Annotated in this window: 10 protein-coding genes; 5 read left to right on the top strand and 5 right to left on the bottom strand. The window is 62.2% G+C overall.

Annotated elements, in window-relative coordinates:
• Nucleotides 1-10: 10 nt before the first annotated feature.
• Nucleotides 11-1,000, bottom strand: a complete 990-nt coding sequence (locus ACRDT3_RS04110; RefSeq protein ID WP_431491761.1) for a sugar phosphate isomerase/epimerase family protein — start codon at nucleotides 998-1,000, stop codon at nucleotides 11-13.
• 115 nt (nucleotides 1,001-1,115) lie between these two features.
• Between ACRDT3_RS04110 and ACRDT3_RS04105 the strand changes: the two genes are divergently transcribed.
• A complete protein-coding gene (locus ACRDT3_RS04105; RefSeq protein WP_431491760.1) occupies nucleotides 1,116-1,799 on the top strand; it encodes a GntR family transcriptional regulator in 684 nt (227 codons plus the stop codon).
• 16 nt (nucleotides 1,800-1,815) lie between these two features.
• Here ACRDT3_RS04105 and ACRDT3_RS04100 read toward each other — a convergent pair whose 3' ends face one another.
• Genes ACRDT3_RS04100 through ACRDT3_RS04085 form a run of 4 tightly spaced genes read right to left on the bottom strand, consistent with a single transcriptional unit; the run spans nucleotide 1,816 to nucleotide 7,327 of the window.
• The gene (locus ACRDT3_RS04100) at nucleotides 1,816-4,203 is read right to left on the bottom strand and encodes a glycoside hydrolase family 3 N-terminal domain-containing protein (protein ID WP_431491759.1); all 2,388 of its coding nucleotides are present in this window, start codon (nucleotides 4,201-4,203) and stop codon (nucleotides 1,816-1,818) included.
• A gap of 27 nt (nucleotides 4,204-4,230) precedes the next feature.
• Complete coding sequence (locus ACRDT3_RS04095; protein ID WP_431491758.1) at nucleotides 4,231-5,067, bottom strand: carbohydrate ABC transporter permease; 837 nt, start codon at nucleotides 5,065-5,067, stop codon at nucleotides 4,231-4,233.
• Nucleotides 5,067-5,987: a carbohydrate ABC transporter permease gene (locus ACRDT3_RS04090; RefSeq protein ID WP_431491757.1), complete on the bottom strand. Its 921-nt coding sequence runs from the start codon at nucleotides 5,985-5,987 to the stop codon at nucleotides 5,067-5,069. The genes ACRDT3_RS04095 and ACRDT3_RS04090 overlap by 1 nt, the downstream gene beginning before the upstream one ends.
• A 5-nt stretch (nucleotides 5,988-5,992) precedes the next feature.
• Nucleotides 5,993-7,327 carry an ABC transporter substrate-binding protein gene (locus ACRDT3_RS04085; RefSeq protein ID WP_431491756.1) on the bottom strand — a complete coding sequence of 445 codons (1,335 nt, stop codon included), beginning with the start codon at nucleotides 7,325-7,327 and terminating at the stop codon, nucleotides 5,993-5,995.
• A 348-nt stretch (nucleotides 7,328-7,675) separates the two neighbouring features.
• Here ACRDT3_RS04085 and ACRDT3_RS04080 point away from each other — a divergent pair, with 348 nt between their 5' ends.
• The 4 genes from ACRDT3_RS04080 to ACRDT3_RS04065 all read left to right on the top strand — a co-directional run bounded on the left by ACRDT3_RS04080 (nucleotide 7,676) and on the right by ACRDT3_RS04065 (nucleotide 15,448).
• Nucleotides 7,676-8,689, top strand: a complete 1,014-nt coding sequence (locus ACRDT3_RS04080) for a LacI family DNA-binding transcriptional regulator (RefSeq protein WP_431491755.1) — start codon at nucleotides 7,676-7,678, stop codon at nucleotides 8,687-8,689.
• A 310-nt stretch (nucleotides 8,690-8,999) separates the two neighbouring features.
• Nucleotides 9,000-10,733 (top strand): ABC transporter ATP-binding protein, encoded by a 1,734-nt coding sequence (locus ACRDT3_RS04075; RefSeq protein WP_431491754.1) that lies wholly within the window; start codon nucleotides 9,000-9,002, stop codon nucleotides 10,731-10,733.
• Nucleotides 10,734-12,818: an ABC transporter ATP-binding protein gene (locus tag ACRDT3_RS04070; protein ID WP_431491753.1), complete on the top strand. Its 2,085-nt coding sequence runs from the start codon at nucleotides 10,734-10,736 to the stop codon at nucleotides 12,816-12,818.
• 422 nt (nucleotides 12,819-13,240) lie between these two features.
• Nucleotides 13,241-15,448 (top strand): acyl-CoA dehydrogenase, encoded by a 2,208-nt coding sequence (locus ACRDT3_RS04065; RefSeq protein ID WP_431491752.1) that lies wholly within the window; start codon nucleotides 13,241-13,243, stop codon nucleotides 15,446-15,448.
• Nucleotides 15,449-15,570: the final 122 nt, after the last annotated feature.

Below are 15,570 nucleotides of genomic sequence, written 5' to 3'. Positions count from 1 at the left end.
GGGAAACGGGTTAGGAGGCCTGGAGCTGCTGCCGCCCCTGGGCTACCAAGGGGGTACCGAGTTGGTAGTCGGTGGTTTTTGGCAGGATGTGCTCGCGCAGGTAGCGCTGGTTGGTTGCGCTGACGCTCAGCCCGTCTCCGCCGTAGTGCTCGGTGCAGATGATGCCCTGGAAACCGTGTTCGAGGGCTACCTTGAAGGCCTCGCGGTAGCTGATCACGCCGGTTTCCAGCGGGGCCGGCATGGCTGAGAACTGCCCGCGGGCCACATTCTCATCGCGCAGGTAGTTCTTCACATGCCAATAGTTGGCGAAGGGCATGGTCTTGGCGATGAGCTCGTGGATGTCCTCAATGGGGCGGTGCACCCGAACCAGATTGCCCAGGTCCGGGTTCAGTCCGACGTTGTGCAGGTCGATGTCCTGCAGCAATCGCACGGCCGAGTCGCCGGTGCCGATGTAGGTGTCCTCGTACATTTCCAGGGAGAGCAGCAGGCCGAGTTCGGCGGCGTGGGTGCCCAGTTCGCGGATTCGCGTTACCGCTTTATCCCAGGTTTCGCGGTCACCGACCGGATCCTGATGGCCCTCAACGGTCCAGAACCACAGTTGCTCGCGCTGTGCCGGGGTCAGGGCCTGGTGCAATCCGAAGGAAACGACCTCGCAACCCAACTGGGCGGCGGCTTCCAGGGTGCGGTGGCTGTAGGCCAGATTATCTTCCCAGTTTTGCGCATCGATGACGCTGCGGCGGATGGCCGAAATGGCTGGTGCGCCGACGCCGGCCGCCTGTGCGGTGGCCTTGAGCTCGTCCAGGCGCTGGGTGCTCAGGTCTCCGGGGCGGACCCAGCCATCGAAGAGGTCGACGTTGGTGAAGCCGGCTTCGCGTACTTCGGTGAAAACGTCGAGCCACACCGAGGCATCGGCGTCTTGGACGGTGCCTCCGGAACGCAGTTCGTGCGGGAACTGCAACAGGGCTGCGGTGATCGGCCAGTCGGCTGCGGTGTAGTTCATTCTGCCTCCAATATTTGAATCCAATATCCTATAGGATCTATGAAAGTGTGATTCGTGTCAATAGTTCGAGCTGGAAGGTAGACCCAATGAGCGCCGACGAATATATGATGGTTTGATGGCTTCCGTCTTTTCCCAAACCTCGCTGCCCTCACGCCAGGTCCTGGCTGATCGTGTGTATGAGGAGCTCCTCGCCGCCCTGATCGATGGGCGGTTTGAGGCTGATGCTGCGTTGAGTATTGACGGAATTGCCCGTGATCTAGGCGTCTCTCCAACACCGGTGAGAGAAGCCTTGGCGCGGTTGGAACACACCGGAATGGTGCGCCGCGCGGCCCTCAAGGGGTATCGGGTGGCCCCATTGATGACGGCAGAGGAACATGGCCAACTGGTAGCCGTTCGAAAACTCATCGAAGCTGAGAATGCGGAATTGGCCTGCGCCCGGGCCGACGGGGAAATGGTGGAGCAGCTCGCCGACACCATCGATCGGCTGCGAACCGCGCCGACCGGCGGGTCCTACAGCGAATTCCGGGACTACTGGAAAGCCGATGAGGACTTTCACCGGCTCATCGCAGAATTTACCGGAAACCCCTTTTTACTCACGGCCTTCCAAGCCCTGGGCGGACAGGTGCAGCGCTTCCGGCTCTTCGCCGGACGCGGCGTCACGGACGCCGACTGCGCCATCTCCGAGCACACCAAAATCCTCCAGGCCTTCCAGGCCGGGGATCCGCAAGCCGCCCGAGCAGCCATGGAAAAGCATCTCGAAGGCGTCGGGCGGCGAGCGGTGGAAGACAGCAGCGACTAGCTATTCGCCGGCGGATCTAGGCTCCGCTTGGTGCCGCTTCCTGCAACCGGCTTGAAGCCACAGCGCGCACCTGTACCGGCGTATCCATGACTCGTCCCTCCAGGACTTCGCGCACCTCGCCGGTGATCGTGAAGGAACCGGTCAACGGCAAATCCTCGCTGCTATTGCCCACCTGGACGGCAAAGCTGCCAGGCTCCACGATGCGCTGGTTTTTCAGCCCGGTAAATGAGGTGCGATCCGCGTGCACCGAGAAGCTCACGCGCTTGGACTCGCCTGCCTCCAGCGCCACCTTCGCGAAGCCGGCCAGCCAGCGACGGGGCCGGACGACCGAGGCGACCTCATCTCGCAGGTAGAGCTGGATGACCTCTGCTCCCGAACGATCACCGGTGTTGGTGAGCGTCGCCGAGATGTCCACGACACCGTCAGCAGCGATTTCCGAATCCGAAATCTGCAGGTCGCGCAGCTCGAATCCGGTGTAGGACAGCCCGTATCCGAAGGGATACAGCGGCCGCGGATCAAGGTTGGAGACTCCATCGGAGTACCAGCCCAGTGGGGGTTGGAGGTAGGTGCCGGGCTGTCCGCCGATATGGTCGGGGATTTGAACCGGCAGCTTGCCCGAAGGGTTGATGCCTCCGGTCAGTACCGAGGCGAGAGCCGGTCCGCCCTCCTCTCCGGGCATGAATGCCTGCACGATTCCGGCAGTCCGCTGGGCGAAGGGGCCGAGGGAATACGGGCGTCCGGTCACCAGCACCAAAATGGTTGGCGTGCCGGTAGCCAGGACGGCTTCGACCAGGTCAGCCTGGCGGCCCGGTAGCGAAAGATCCACCACATCGCACCCTTCTCCGGAGGTGCCACGTCCAAAGAGGCCCGCGAGATCTCCAACGGTCACGATGGCCACCTCGGCATTGCGGGCCGCGGCCACCGCAGCCGCGATGCCGCTGCCATCCGGATCGGTGAAGTCGACCCCGCGCTCGTAGCTGACGTCAGTTCCGGCCAGTGACGGAGCTGCGCGCAGCGAATCAAGAATTGAAGGCAGTTCGATGCCATGGGCATCCTCGCCGAAGAAGCGCGAAAGCACGTGGTTGGTGAAGGAATAGCATCCCAGATGGGCTCGCGGCTGGGAGGCTGAAGGGCCCACCACGGCGATGGACGCGGGAACAGCTTGCGCGCCAAGCGGCAGTATTCCGTTGTTCTTGAGCAGGATGATGGATTCCTCGGCCATCTTGCGCGCGTGGGCGCGGTTGGTGGCCGAGTCGAAGTCCACCTGCTCGCCGTCCCAGTCCGCTTCCGGCGACCAGTCCGCGTCCAGCAACCCGAGCTCGGCTTTTTGCACCAGCACGCGGCGTACCGCGGTGTCCAGTACTTCTGCGTTGAGCCGGCCGTCGGATACGGCCTGGGCCAGGTTGCGGAAGGCATTGGTTTCTGGCAGTTCAACGTCCATGCCGGCGGCCAGCGAAATGATGCCGGCTTCATCCTGGTCCTTGGCAATGCGGTGCATGGTTTCCAGGAAGCTGATGGCCCAATAGTCCGAGACCACGGTACCGGTAAAGCCCCAGCGTTCGCGCAGCACCTCGGTAAGCAACCGGCGGCTGGCCGCGGGGGTCTCGCCATCGATGTCGGAGTAGGAGTTCATCACCGATTTCACGCCGGCTTCGCGCACCGCACGCTCGAAGGGAGGAAGGATGACATCCTCGAATTCACGGTGCCCAATGGTGACCGGGGCATGGTTGCGTCCGGCGCGGGAAGCGGAATAACCGGCGAAGTGCTTCAAGGTGGCATGGACCCCGGAGCCCTGGATGCCGCGCACATAGGCGGTGGCCAGCTCCGAGACCAGGTGGGGATCTTCGCCCAGTGTTTCTTCCACTCGACCCCAGCGGTAATCGCGCACCACATCGAGCACCGGGGACAGCCCCAGATGCACACCGGTCTTCTTCATATCCGCGCCAATGAGCGAAGCCATCTCGCCGACCAGCTGGGGATCCCAACTGGCGCCCCACGCGATCGAGGCGGGGTAGCAGGTGGCGCCCAAGGTGGTGAATCCGGTCAGGCATTCTTCATGTGCCAGCGCAGGAATGCCAAAGCGGTTGGCCGCCATGACCTTGCGCTGCAGCTCAGCCAGCCGGGCTCTGCCCTCGGACGGTTCCAGCGGTGCAGAACCGAAGGCGCGGGTGATCTGCCCCAAGCCATCAACGATTTCGGCGTCGAAACTGGCGTGGTCCTTGGAGAAGGTGTTCTCCATGGGGGCCACATTGCCCTCGCCATTGCTATTGCGCTCCGCCGGGCGAATCCAGAATGAACCGAGCTGGGAAACCTTTTCTTCGATTGTCATCTCGGCCATCAAGGCCTCGACACGGGTGGCAATTGGCTGGCTAGCGTCATGCCAGGGCGAATTCTTGGAGTTCACAATGTTCCTTTGCAGAAGTTCTAGGGGTTACTTGCTGAAGCCAGCGGTCAGGCCTGCCACTAGCTGGCGGCGGCCGACAATGTAGGCCGCGAGGATTGGGACGCAGGAGAGGACCACGGCGGCGAGTACCGCCGGGATGTCCACCGCGAATTCACCCTGGTAGGTCCACAGGGACAGGGGCAATACGCGCACTTCCGAGCTCTGGGTCAGGACCAGCGGGAAGAGGAAGCTGTTCCACACCTGCAATGCGTTGTAGATGCCCACGGCCATGATGGCCGGCTTGGATAAGGGAAGTACCAGTAACCGGAACATCTGCCAGTGGCTGGCACCATCTATGGTCATGGCCTCGTAGAGCGAGGAAGGCACATCGCGCAGGAAGTTGGTCAGGATCAGTACGCTGATCGGAATGGCGAAGGCGATGCTCGGCAGGATCAATGCCAGCAACGAGTCGTAGAGGCCCATTTTCACGATCATGTAATAGACCGGGATGATGGTCGCCTGGATAGGGATCGCAATGCCCAGCAGAAACAGCCGGTGGCTGAACTTCGCGAAAGCTCCGCGGTTGCGCACAATCACGTAGCTGGCCAGCAGCGAAATCATCAGTACTACTCCGACCGACACCACGGTGACCAGCGCGGAGTTGAAGAAATACAGCGCGAAGTCGTTTTCCAGGACCCGGCCGTAGGCCTCGAAGCTGAGGTTTTCCGGCCACGCCAGCGGGTTGGAGCCGAAGTACTCCTGGCGAGGCTTCAGGCTGGTGACCACTATGTAGTAGATCGGCACAACGGTGATCAGCAGCCAGAAGGTTGCAACGAGACCGCCGGGTACGTTCGGAGCGTAACCGCTCTTGGTTTGCAGTTTCATCAGGCGCCCTCCTGCTGGCTTTCCATCTTGTCGGTGTCGCTGAATTTATTCAGCAGCAGCGAGACCAGCAGACCCACGACCACCAGGATCACTGCAATGGCGCTGGCCGCACCCATTTGGTAGCTGCGGAAACCGGTGAGGTACATATCCAGCGGCAGGATGCGCGTGGCATTTCCCGGACCGCCGTTGGTCATCACGAACACCAGATCGAAGTAAGTCAGGGACCCGACAATCATCAGCGTGGAGCTGGTGATGACCGTGTACTTGATCTGCGGGAGCGTGACCGAGAAGAAGGTGCGAACTCGTCCTGCCCCGTCGAGCATGGCCGCCTCATTCATGGAGGTGGGGATCTGCTTTACCGCTGCTTGGTAGAGCAACGAGTGGAAGGGAACGAAGCACCACGAGATCACGAAAATCAGGACGTAGAAGACCAGATCGGTGCTGCCGAGCCAATCCTGGCTCAACAAACCGATGCTGAAGGCCTTGGACAAGCCGAAATTCGGGTCCAGCAACGCCTTGAAGGCGATGCCCACTGCGGCTGCGGAGAACAGCAGTGGCAGGAAGTAGAGCACCGAGTACACGGCGCGGTACTTCTGCCCGCCTGCCATGAACACGCCAATCAGGATGGAGATCGGCGCCTGGGTGAGGTAGCACAGCACCGTCATCGCAAAGGTGAGCCACATGGCGTTCAGGGTGACCGGGTTGGAGAAGGTCTGCTGCCAGTTGGCTATGCCTGCGAAGGACGGGGTGCCAAGCCCATCCCAGTGCATGAACGAGAGTACGGCCACGCCCAGCAGCGGAACCAGGGCAAATACGGCGAAGAAAACCAGTGCGGGTGCCAGCAACCAGTTGCTTGGACCTATGCTGGTTCCGCGCCGTTGGCGCGAGCGTACCGGCGCGGTATGGGATTTCATCAGCATCGGGGCTACTTAATGGTTGCGTTCATGGTTTTCACAAATTGCTCCGGGGTGATGGACCCCTGGAAAATCTGCGACAAGTTGGTCAGCAAGATCTGGGCTTGGTCCGGGGCCAGGGCTTGGTCCCAGGAAAGCTGGAAGTTGGGAGCGTCCTGTACCGATTTGTAGGCGTAGCCGAGGAAGTCCGCGTCTTCGCTGGAGGCAATGGCTTCCTCGGCGCCGTCAACCGAAGGCACCAGGCCCAAACCGATGAAGCTCTCTACCGATTCCTCATTCAGCGTGTAGTCGTTGAGGTATTCGAAAGCCGCCTGCTGGGCTTCGTCGGAGGCGTCGGCTGAAACCGACCAGAAGTTTGCTGGGTTGCCCACGATGTTCGAGGGATCGCCCTTGCCTCCTTCCATGGTCGGGAATGGGGCAAAGCCCAAGTTCTCTTCCTCGTACCATTGCGGGGCATCAGCCTTGAATCCGGCATAGAGCCAGGATCCCTGCAGCAGCATGGCTGCCTTGTCGGTGTGGACCAGAGCGGCGTCGGCGTTGGCGTCTGCGACCACGGAACCGAAGGAATCGCCGAAGCCACCTGCCTCAACGAGCTCCTGGATCTTGGTCAATGCTTCGGCGACCGCTGGGTGGCTCCAGGCATCGGGTTCATTGTTCTGGATGGCCTGGAATACCTCCGGGCCACCGATGCGGTCGGTCAGGTAGGCGATCCACATCAGGTAGGGCCACTGGCTCTGTCCGGCGACTGCGAACGGGGTGATTCCCTCGGACTTGAAGGCCTTGACCACGTCGAGGGTTTCCTGCCAAGTGGTGGGGGCCTCGACTCCTACCTGTTCGAAGAGCTTCTTGTTGGTGTAAAGCACCACCGGCTGGGTGCTGTTGTTTGGGACGGCGTACTGCACGCCGTTGACCTCGCCGGTCTTCTCGACGGCCTCGATGGCCCGTTCTTCCAGCGCATCGACCTTGCCAGTCAGATCCACGACATTGCCGTTGGCCACATAGTCAGCCAGGGTGCCACCGGACCAATTGAAGATCAGGGTCGGAGCATTGCCGGCACCGACGGCGGTGCGGACCTTTTCCTTGTAGGCATCGTTGGCGAAGAAATCGGAGGCGATGGGCTGTTCCGGATTGCCTTCATTCCACTGGGCAAAGGAGTCCTTGAACGCATTCTGCTGGGTGCCGGTCAGTGCCCAAGCGGAGAATTCGCTGTTGGCTTCTCCTCCCGGTTGCGCGCCACCGCAGGCGGCCAGGGTCAGCGGAGCAACCATGGCAGCCGAAACCAGCAGTCGTCGAGGGATGCTGAATTTCCCTTGGGAAGAGGAGGGCGAGTTCTTGGCGTTGCGCATTGCAGGAATCCTTTGCTTGGCAGGGGAGAGACAACGATCAACCGACACGCACGAGCGAAAGTTTCGGAAAGTTGGCGGCGGTGGAGAAAGGTTATAGTGTGGCGCAGGTCTCGTCAAGGGAAAATATCAGATCGGTATCACCGCTGAATTTCCGTGACATAATTGCACGGATGCAGCTGCCGGCCGTCGCGACTAGGCAAGTATGCATTCGGGGATCGCAGTTTTGTTCCTTGGATTGATTCCGAAAGTTTCGGTTATCTTCTCATGAGATTTGCGATATATTTTGTCTTGCATCACGGTTGGTGCGAGCCAAGCTCTCGGTGGAGCGCATAAACAGGAGGTTGATCTGTGGGTACTCGCCTTCAAGACGTTGCGCAAGCGGCGGGCGTGTCAACTTCTACGGCGTCAAAGGCACTTAATGATCGCGGAGACGTCAGTGAATCCGTGCGTCGAAAAATCGCGGCCATTGCTGAAGAGATGGGCTATGCGCCTCGCCCACGTTCAAAAGCCAACGATGGACGCAAAGCGGTGGTTATCGTGTTCGACCACTTCAATAGTCCCTACGCGGCAACGGTGCTCAACGGGGCGATCCGGGCAGCGAAGCGCGCTGGGGTGGTTCTGGTTAATACCTGTATCGAAGGCGAAGCCCGGGGGTACGATGTGCTGTCGATGGCTTGGCTTCGCGAGCAGGTCAAGAGTGGTGTGGCCGGGTTGATTCTTGTTACGACCTTCCTGGAAGACAGCAAGGTCCGCTGGTGCCGAGCCCATGAATTGCCCGTGATCATCATTGACCCCGCTGCCCCCAATGCGGAGCACATGGTCTCCATCGGCGCAACCAACTGGCAAGGTGGAAAGCAGGCGACCGAGCACCTGCTTGGCCTGGGGCACCGGAGGATTGGCTTTGCCAGCGGGCCACGTCATTCCGTGCCGGCCGGGGAGCGGTTGCAAGGCTTCCGTACGGCAATGCAAGAAGCCGGTGTTCCCGTTGACGAATCCCTTGTTGCAGGCGACAGCTATACGCCGGAGTCTGGTCGTAACGCAGCGTTGAAAATGCTCCATGGGAAGAATCCTCCGACTGCGATCTTTGCAGTTTCCGATGATGTGGCACTGGGTGTGCTTCGTGCGGCGGAGGAGCTGGGCGTTGGGATTCCCTGGAATCTCAGCGTGGTTGGCTTTGACGATGCAGCTGCCGCGTCCTGGATGTCGCCGCCGTTGACCACGGTACGCCAACCGTTGGATTCAATGGGGCAAATTGCCGTGGAGCGGCTGCTGGCGCTGGCTGATGATCCGGGCAGATTCGCCCATCCTTTCCAACTGGAGACCCGGCTCGTTGTGCGCGAATCAACAGCTGCCTTGAAGTAGCGTCGCACGCTGCAGGACGGGAGTTTCCGCCGGTGCGGTTTGGCGGTGTCGGCTCAGCGTGCTCATTTGCCTGGCCGAGGGCGTCGCCGGGCTGCATGCTGCCGTTAAATACACGATCTATGATTAACGCCACCATGCCCGGGATCCTGCGGAAAATCGGGTGCATGGCAGTGATTGATGAAAATCAATCGCAAGGATGATCCAAAGTGTCCAAGCGGAACGCTAGACTGGCAATCGCTCTTCAATCACGCTGCCCTTAATCCGAAGGTCCAGCATGCCGGAGAGCTTGATGCCAGCGAGGATTTTCCACATGCTTCTCAAGCTCATCTTGAAACACTCCAAACCCTATGCGGGGTGGATCACTGCAGTAGTCATATTGCAGCTGGCCACCACCATGGCCACACTCTACCTGCCTAGCCTGAACGCCAAGATCATCGATGTCGGCGTGGTCACTGCCGATATCGGCTATATCTGGCGCACCGGCGGACTCATGCTGGTGGTGGCCCTCATCCAGGTAGCCACCGCCGTGGCCGCCGTCTACTTCGGGGCCAAGACCTCCATGAGCGTCGGGCGGGATATCCGCCAGGCGGTCTTCGAGAAGGTCTCTACCTTCTCCGCCCAAGACGTCAACAAGTTCGGTGCCGCTACCTTGATCACCCGCGGCACCAACGACGTGCAGCAGATCCAGATGCTCACGCTGATGGCGCTGAACTTCATGATCACCGCCCCGATCATGTCCATTGGCGGCGTGATCATGGCCATCCGCGAAGACCCGGGATTGTCCTGGCTTGTCTGGGTGTCGGTGCCGCTGGTGCTCATTGTCGTGGGCCTGCTGGTCATCAAGCTCATGCCGCTGTTCCGCGACATGCAGACCCGCATCGACGGGATCAACGGCGTGCTGCGCGAGCAGATCACCGGTATCCGCGTGGTGCGAGCCTTCGTGCGCGAAGAGCATGAGACGCAGCGCTATGCCGACGCCAACCAGAAGCTCACCGACCTGGGCGTGAAGGTCGGCAACCTGTTCGTGCTGATGTTCCCGGCGATCACCATGATCCTGCACCTGTCCACCGCCGCCGTGCTCTGGTTCGGCGGGCACCGAGTGGACAACGGACAGGTGGAAGTCGGCGCGTTGACCGCCTTCCTGCAGTACCTGCTGCAGATCCTCATGGCCGTCATGATGGGTACCTTCATGGCCATGATGGTGCCGCGCGCCATGGTCTCGGCTGACCGCATCGCCGAGGTGCTGGACAGCGATCCGAGCATGCTCGACGCCGCCGAACGGCACATGGCATTGCCCACCCCGGGCACCGTGGAATTCAAGAACGTCAGCTTCGGGTACCCCGGAGCCGAGGCGCCGGTGCTCAACGGCATCTCCTTCACCGCCAACCCGGGGCAGACCACTGCCATTATCGGGTCCACCGGTGCCGGCAAGACCACCTTGCTGAACCTGATCCCGCGGCTCTACGACGCTACCGAAGGCGAGATCCTGATCGGCGGGGTGCCGCTGAGGGAACTGGGACGCGACACCATTTCGCGGAATATCTCCGCGGTGCCGCAGCGCCCCTACCTGTTCTCCGGGACCATCGCCAGCAATCTGCGCTTCGGCGCCCAGGACGCTACCGAGGATGAGCTGTGGGAAGCGCTGAGGGTGGCCCAGGCCGACGGCTTCGTTGCCGATCGCGAAGGGCAGCTTGATTCCAAGATCTCCCAGGGCGGCACCAACGTCTCCGGCGGCCAGCGCCAGCGCCTGTGCATCGCCCGGGCCCTGGCCGCCAAGCCGAGCACCTATCTCTTCGATGATTCCTTCTCGGCACTGGATGTGAACACCGATGCCAGGCTGCGTGCGGCCCTGGCCGAGCCGACCAAGGACGCCGCGGTGATCATCGTGGCCCAGCGCGTATCGACCATTACCGGTGCGGACCAGATCCTGGTCCTGGACCATGGCGAAATCGTGGCCCGGGGAACCCACGAGCAATTGCTCGAAACCTCGGAAACCTATCAGGAAATCGTGGCATCCCAGCTGAGCGTGGAGGAGGTGGCCTAAATGGCGAAGAAGCAGAAGAATATCGATCCGGAGCAGCTCGAAAGCGAGCTCGCGGACGTCAATGAATTCGATGCCGCGGCAGGAGCCGACGACTGGAGCGGCGGCGCCCCGGTGCGCAAGGCCGAGCATTTCTGGCCATCGGCCAAGCGCCTGGTCGGGCTGATGTCCCCCTACAAGCTGGGCATGGTCCTGGTCTTCGCCCTGATCACCGTGTACGTGGTGCTCTCGGTGATTGCCCCGCGGATCCTGGGCAAGGCCATGGACGTGATCTTCGCCGGGCTGATCGGCAAGAACATCCCGGCCGGCACGCCCGCGGAACTGGTCATCCAGCAACTGCGCGACTCCGGGCAGGGTACCCAGGCCGACATGCTCTCGAAGGTGGACTTCGTCCCCGGCCAGGGCATCGACTTCACCCAGCTCTCGCAGTACATCCTGATTGTGCTCTCCATGTACTTCATCGCCTCGCTCTTCTCGTGGGCCTCGGGCTGGCTGCTGAACAAGCTGGTCATGCGCGTGGTCTACAACCTGCGCAAGGACGTCGAGGACAAGATCAACAAGCTGCCGTTGAACTACTTCGACACGCGCCAGCGCGGCGATCTGCTCTCGCGCGTAACCAACGACGTGGACAACATCCAGAACGCGCTGCAGCAGGCACTGAGCCAGCTGGTCTCCTCGGCCATGACGGTTATCGGCATCGTGATCATGATGTTCGTGGTCTCCTGGCAGATGGCGCTGATTGCGCTGGTGGCCCTGCCGCTTTCGGCAGCCGCCGCGGGCATCATCGGCACCCGGGCGCAGAAGCTGTTCACCGCGCAGTGGAAGAACACCGGTGCGCTGAACGGCCAGATCGAGGAATCCTTCTCCGGCCACGAGCTGATGAAGGTCTTCGGTCGCGAAGAGGACATGGTGGACCGCTTCACCGCACGCAACGAGGAGCTGTACAAGGCCAGCTTCGGCGCCCAATTCGTCTCCGGCATGATCATGCCGGTGATGAACTTCGTGTCCTACCTGGCCTATGTGGGCATCGCCGTGGTGGGCGGGCTGCGCGTGGCCTCGGGCACGATGAGCCTGGGTGACGCCACCGCGTTCATCCAGTACAGCCGCGAGTTCACCCAGCCGCTGGGCCAGATTGCCGGCGTGGCGAACATGCTGCAGTCCGGTGTCGCCTCGGCAGAACGCACCTTCGAGCTGCTGGATGCCGATGAGCAGGAGCCGGATGACGCGCAAGACACGCTGCCTGCCCGCGCCGATGGCCATGTCTCCTTCCAGAACGTGTCCTTCTCCTACAGCCAGGACAAGCCGCTGATCGAGGACCTGTCCTTCGATGCGGACCCGGGCCATACGGTGGCCATCGTCGGGCCGACCGGCGCCGGCAAGACCACGCTGGTGAACCTGGTGATGCGCTTCTACGAGCTGAACTCCGGGAAGATCATGCTCGATAACCGCGATATCACTGAGCTCTCCCGTGCCGACCTGCGCTCGAAGGTGGGCATGGTGCTGCAGGATGCGTGGCTCTTCGGCGGAAGCATCATGGAGAACATCCGCTATGGCCGGCTGGATGCCACCGATGAGGAAGTGATCGCGGCCGCCAAGGCGACATTCGTGGACCGCTTCGTGCGCGCGCTGCCCGATGGCTACGACACCATCATCGACGAGGAAGGCACCAACGTGTCGGCCGGCGAGAAGCAGCTGATCACCATCGCCCGCGCGTTCGTGGCCAACCCGTCGCTGCTGATCCTGGACGAGGCGACCAGCTCGGTGGATACGCGTACCGAACTGCTGGTGCAGCAGGCGATGGCCGCGCTGCGCAGCGACCGCACCAGCTTCGTGATTGCCCACCGGCTGTCCACGATCCGCGACGCGGACACCATCTTGGTGATGGAGTCCGGCCAGATTGTGGAGCAGGGCAACCACGAGCACCTGCTTGGGACCCAGGGCGCCTACTACCGGCTGTACCAGTCGCAGTTCGCCGGCCCGGCCGAGGACGTGGATGCGAATCCGGCTACGGCTGCGGTGCCTGCTACCGGCGGAATGCCGCTGACCGACGCGCCAGTTCCTGAATCGGGTCCAAACCTCGACTCATAGCAACTAGGGATACCTGGTAACTAAGCGGTGTAAGAGCCGTGGCCGGAATGGAATTAGTCCATCCGGCCACGGCTTTTCTGTGCCCACCTTTCCATGCTCAGGCGAATGCAGTCAGGAGGATGCACGCTAGCATGGCGCGAACCAGCATCGGCACCGATTTCGGTAAGCTTGGGCGCGGTGATTCCTGCGAAACCCGCCGGTGTGCGCAGGCCGTTTTCGCGTACCTTTGCGGCGAGCGGAGCATGGAAAACAACCTTGCCGAGACCCCTCGAATTCTCGCGAATGTCAAGCAGTTTTTTTATTCAGGAAAGGTGTTGCCTAGGTAACAAACTTAAACTAGAGTCTAGTTTCAGTTATTGAATACAAGTAACCCCGGTCACATTCTGGACGGGGAGCGAAGTTCCCTGATTGGAGCACTGGACATGGCATTGTCGTTGACCGAGGAACAGATTGATCTCGCGTCGGCCGTGGTTGATTTCACCCGCCGAAGCGTAGACATGTTGACCACTCGGGACGAGCACGAGCAGCTGGCCACCGGTGCACTTCCAAGCTTCTGGACAGAACTGCTGGAGACCGGGCTGCACGCCCTGCACATCCCGGAGCAGCTCGGCGGCCAAGGCGGAACTCTAGTGGAAACCGCCATCGCCATCGAGGAGTTCGGCCACAGCTACGTCGGTGGCCCGTTCCTGCCAACCGTGCTGGCCAGCGCAGCGGTCACCCTGGCGGAACCGAACGCCTACAACCAGCAGATAATCGAGGACTTCGCCGAAGGCGCCACCGGAACCCTGGTGCTGGCCACCGACCAGCTCAAGGTCGTGCAGATCTCCGAAGGCTGGGCAGTCGCCGGCCAGCTGCAAGTCATCGGCGCATTGGCCGCCAAGTACCTGGTGCTGGGGTTTACCGTCGAGGACACCGTCCGCTACGCGGTCATCGAAGTGCAGGCTGCCGGGGTTTCCCTGATCCCGGCCGAAGGCACCGACCTGGGCCGCGACGCGGCCACCCTGGTCCTGGACAATGTCGTCATTCTCAACGACGCGGTGCTGGGCAACGCCACCGCCAGCAAGATCGCGGCGCTGCACGCAGGTTTCACCGGATCGGAAGCTGCCGGCATCATGCGCTGGGCCACCGAGGAAAGCACCGCATACGCCAAGATCCGCGAACAGTTCAACACCCCGATCGGCTCCTTCCAGGCCATCAAGCACAAGTGCGCCAACCTGGCGATCTCCGCCGAAATGGCTACCTCCGCGGCCTGGTCCGCCGTCGTCTCGGTCGGCCAGGACGAAGCCCAGCAGCACCTGGCTGCCGCCGGCGCGCTGGAAGCAGCGATTGTCCCATCCATTGAAGCAGTCACCGAAGCGATCACCATCCTCGGCGGCATCGGCTTCACCTGGGAGCACGACGCCCACCTGTACTGGCGCCGCGCGATCAGCCTGAACGCGCTGAACTCCCCGCTCTGCGGCGAACTGGATGCGGCCGGCGAAGCCGCGCTGCACACAGAACGCAAGATCGAGGTGGAGCTGGACGAGCAGGACCCGGCGTTCCGCAGCCGCATTGCCGCGTTGCTGGACACCGCGGCCGAACTGCGCAATGAGCACGAGGCCGGTCGCTGGTACTCGCGCGGCTCGCGCCGCAGCTTCCTCGCGGAAAACGGCCTGGCTGCACCGCACTGGCCGGCCCCCTACGGACTGGGTGCCAGCCCGGCCGAACAGGTCATCATATCCCAGGAATACGCCCGCCATGACATGCTGCAGCCATCATCGGTCATCGGCGAATGGGCCATGCCGACAATCCTCGCCTTCGGTTCCGAAGCCATCAAGGAACAGTTCGCGTTGCCCACGCTGAAAGGCGAATTGATCTGGTGCCAGCTGTTCTCCGAGCCCGGAGCCGGCAGCGACCTGGCAGGACTGTCCACCCGCGCCGTCAAGGTGGACGGCGGCTGGAAGCTGAGCGGTCAGAAGGTCTGGACCTCCGGGGCCCACGAAGCCCACTGGGGCATCTGCTTGGCCCGCACCGATGCCGAGGTCGCGAAGCACAAGGGCCTGAGCTACTTCCTTGTGGATATGTCAGCTCCCGGCCTGGATGTGCGCCCGCTGCGCCAGTCCACCGGCGAAGCCGAATTCAACGAGGTCTTCCTTGATGACGTGTTCGTCGCGGACGACTACCTGCTCGGTGAGTCAGGGCAGGGCTGGCGGATCACCGCCACCACCTTGCAGAACGAGCGCACCCAGATTTCCTCCGGCGTCTCCGTAGGCACCGAGGACGGGCTGCGGGAACTGATCTCCGGCGAGAACTTTGTCGGATCCCGGAAGAACGCGCTGGAAGTGCTGGGCCGGGCCGCCGCGATCAGCACCGCCATCGGCGCGATGAACCTGCGCGAAACCCTGCGCCAGGTCAACGGCCTGCAGCCGGGCGCCGGCTCCTCGCTGGCCAAGGTGGCCCACGGCCGCCTGGCCCGGCAGACCGCCGGGGACCTGCTGAAGCTCGCCGGCCGGTCCGCGCTCTTCGCCCACGCACCGGCCGCCGCCGTCAACTCCCAACTGTCAGTTCCGTCGGCGCTGATCGGCGGAGGCACCATCGAAATCCAGCTCAACGTGATTGCCGAGCGGATCCTGGGGCTGCCGCGCAGCTAGGCGCAGCCCACCATCGCATGTACCCCCCCCGCAAGCCCGAGACTCAAGTATCCCTTGAGGGCCGCCAGCCCGAAATGCGCCCGCCGATGACGACGGAGCGCGCCGTGAAAGGACACCCAAGG

Source organism: Glutamicibacter sp. (assembly GCF_050701915.1).
GTDB lineage: Bacteria > Actinomycetota > Actinomycetes > Actinomycetales > Micrococcaceae > Glutamicibacter.
The sequence above is the reverse complement of the archived record's forward strand: the minus strand, read 5'-3'. Positions and strand labels throughout refer to the sequence as shown.

Coding starts and splice junctions, on each gene's coding strand:
- ACRDT3_RS04075 (WP_431491754.1), top strand. CDS start 9,000: ATGCTTCTCAAGCTCATCTTGAAACACTCCAAACCCTATGCGGGGTGG.
- ACRDT3_RS04095 (WP_431491758.1), bottom strand. CDS start 5,067: ATGAAACTGCAAACCAAGAGCGGTTACGCTCCGAACGTACCCGGCGGT.
- ACRDT3_RS04065 (WP_431491752.1), top strand. CDS start 13,241: ATGGCATTGTCGTTGACCGAGGAACAGATTGATCTCGCGTCGGCCGTG.
- ACRDT3_RS04105 (WP_431491760.1), top strand. CDS start 1,116: ATGGCTTCCGTCTTTTCCCAAACCTCGCTGCCCTCACGCCAGGTCCTG.
- ACRDT3_RS04070 (WP_431491753.1), top strand. CDS start 10,734: ATGGCGAAGAAGCAGAAGAATATCGATCCGGAGCAGCTCGAAAGCGAG.
- ACRDT3_RS04085 (WP_431491756.1), bottom strand. CDS start 7,327: ATGCGCAACGCCAAGAACTCGCCCTCCTCTTCCCAAGGGAAATTCAGC.
- ACRDT3_RS04090 (WP_431491757.1), bottom strand. CDS start 5,987: ATGCTGATGAAATCCCATACCGCGCCGGTACGCTCGCGCCAACGGCGC.
- ACRDT3_RS04110 (WP_431491761.1), bottom strand. CDS start 1,000: ATGAACTACACCGCAGCCGACTGGCCGATCACCGCAGCCCTGTTGCAG.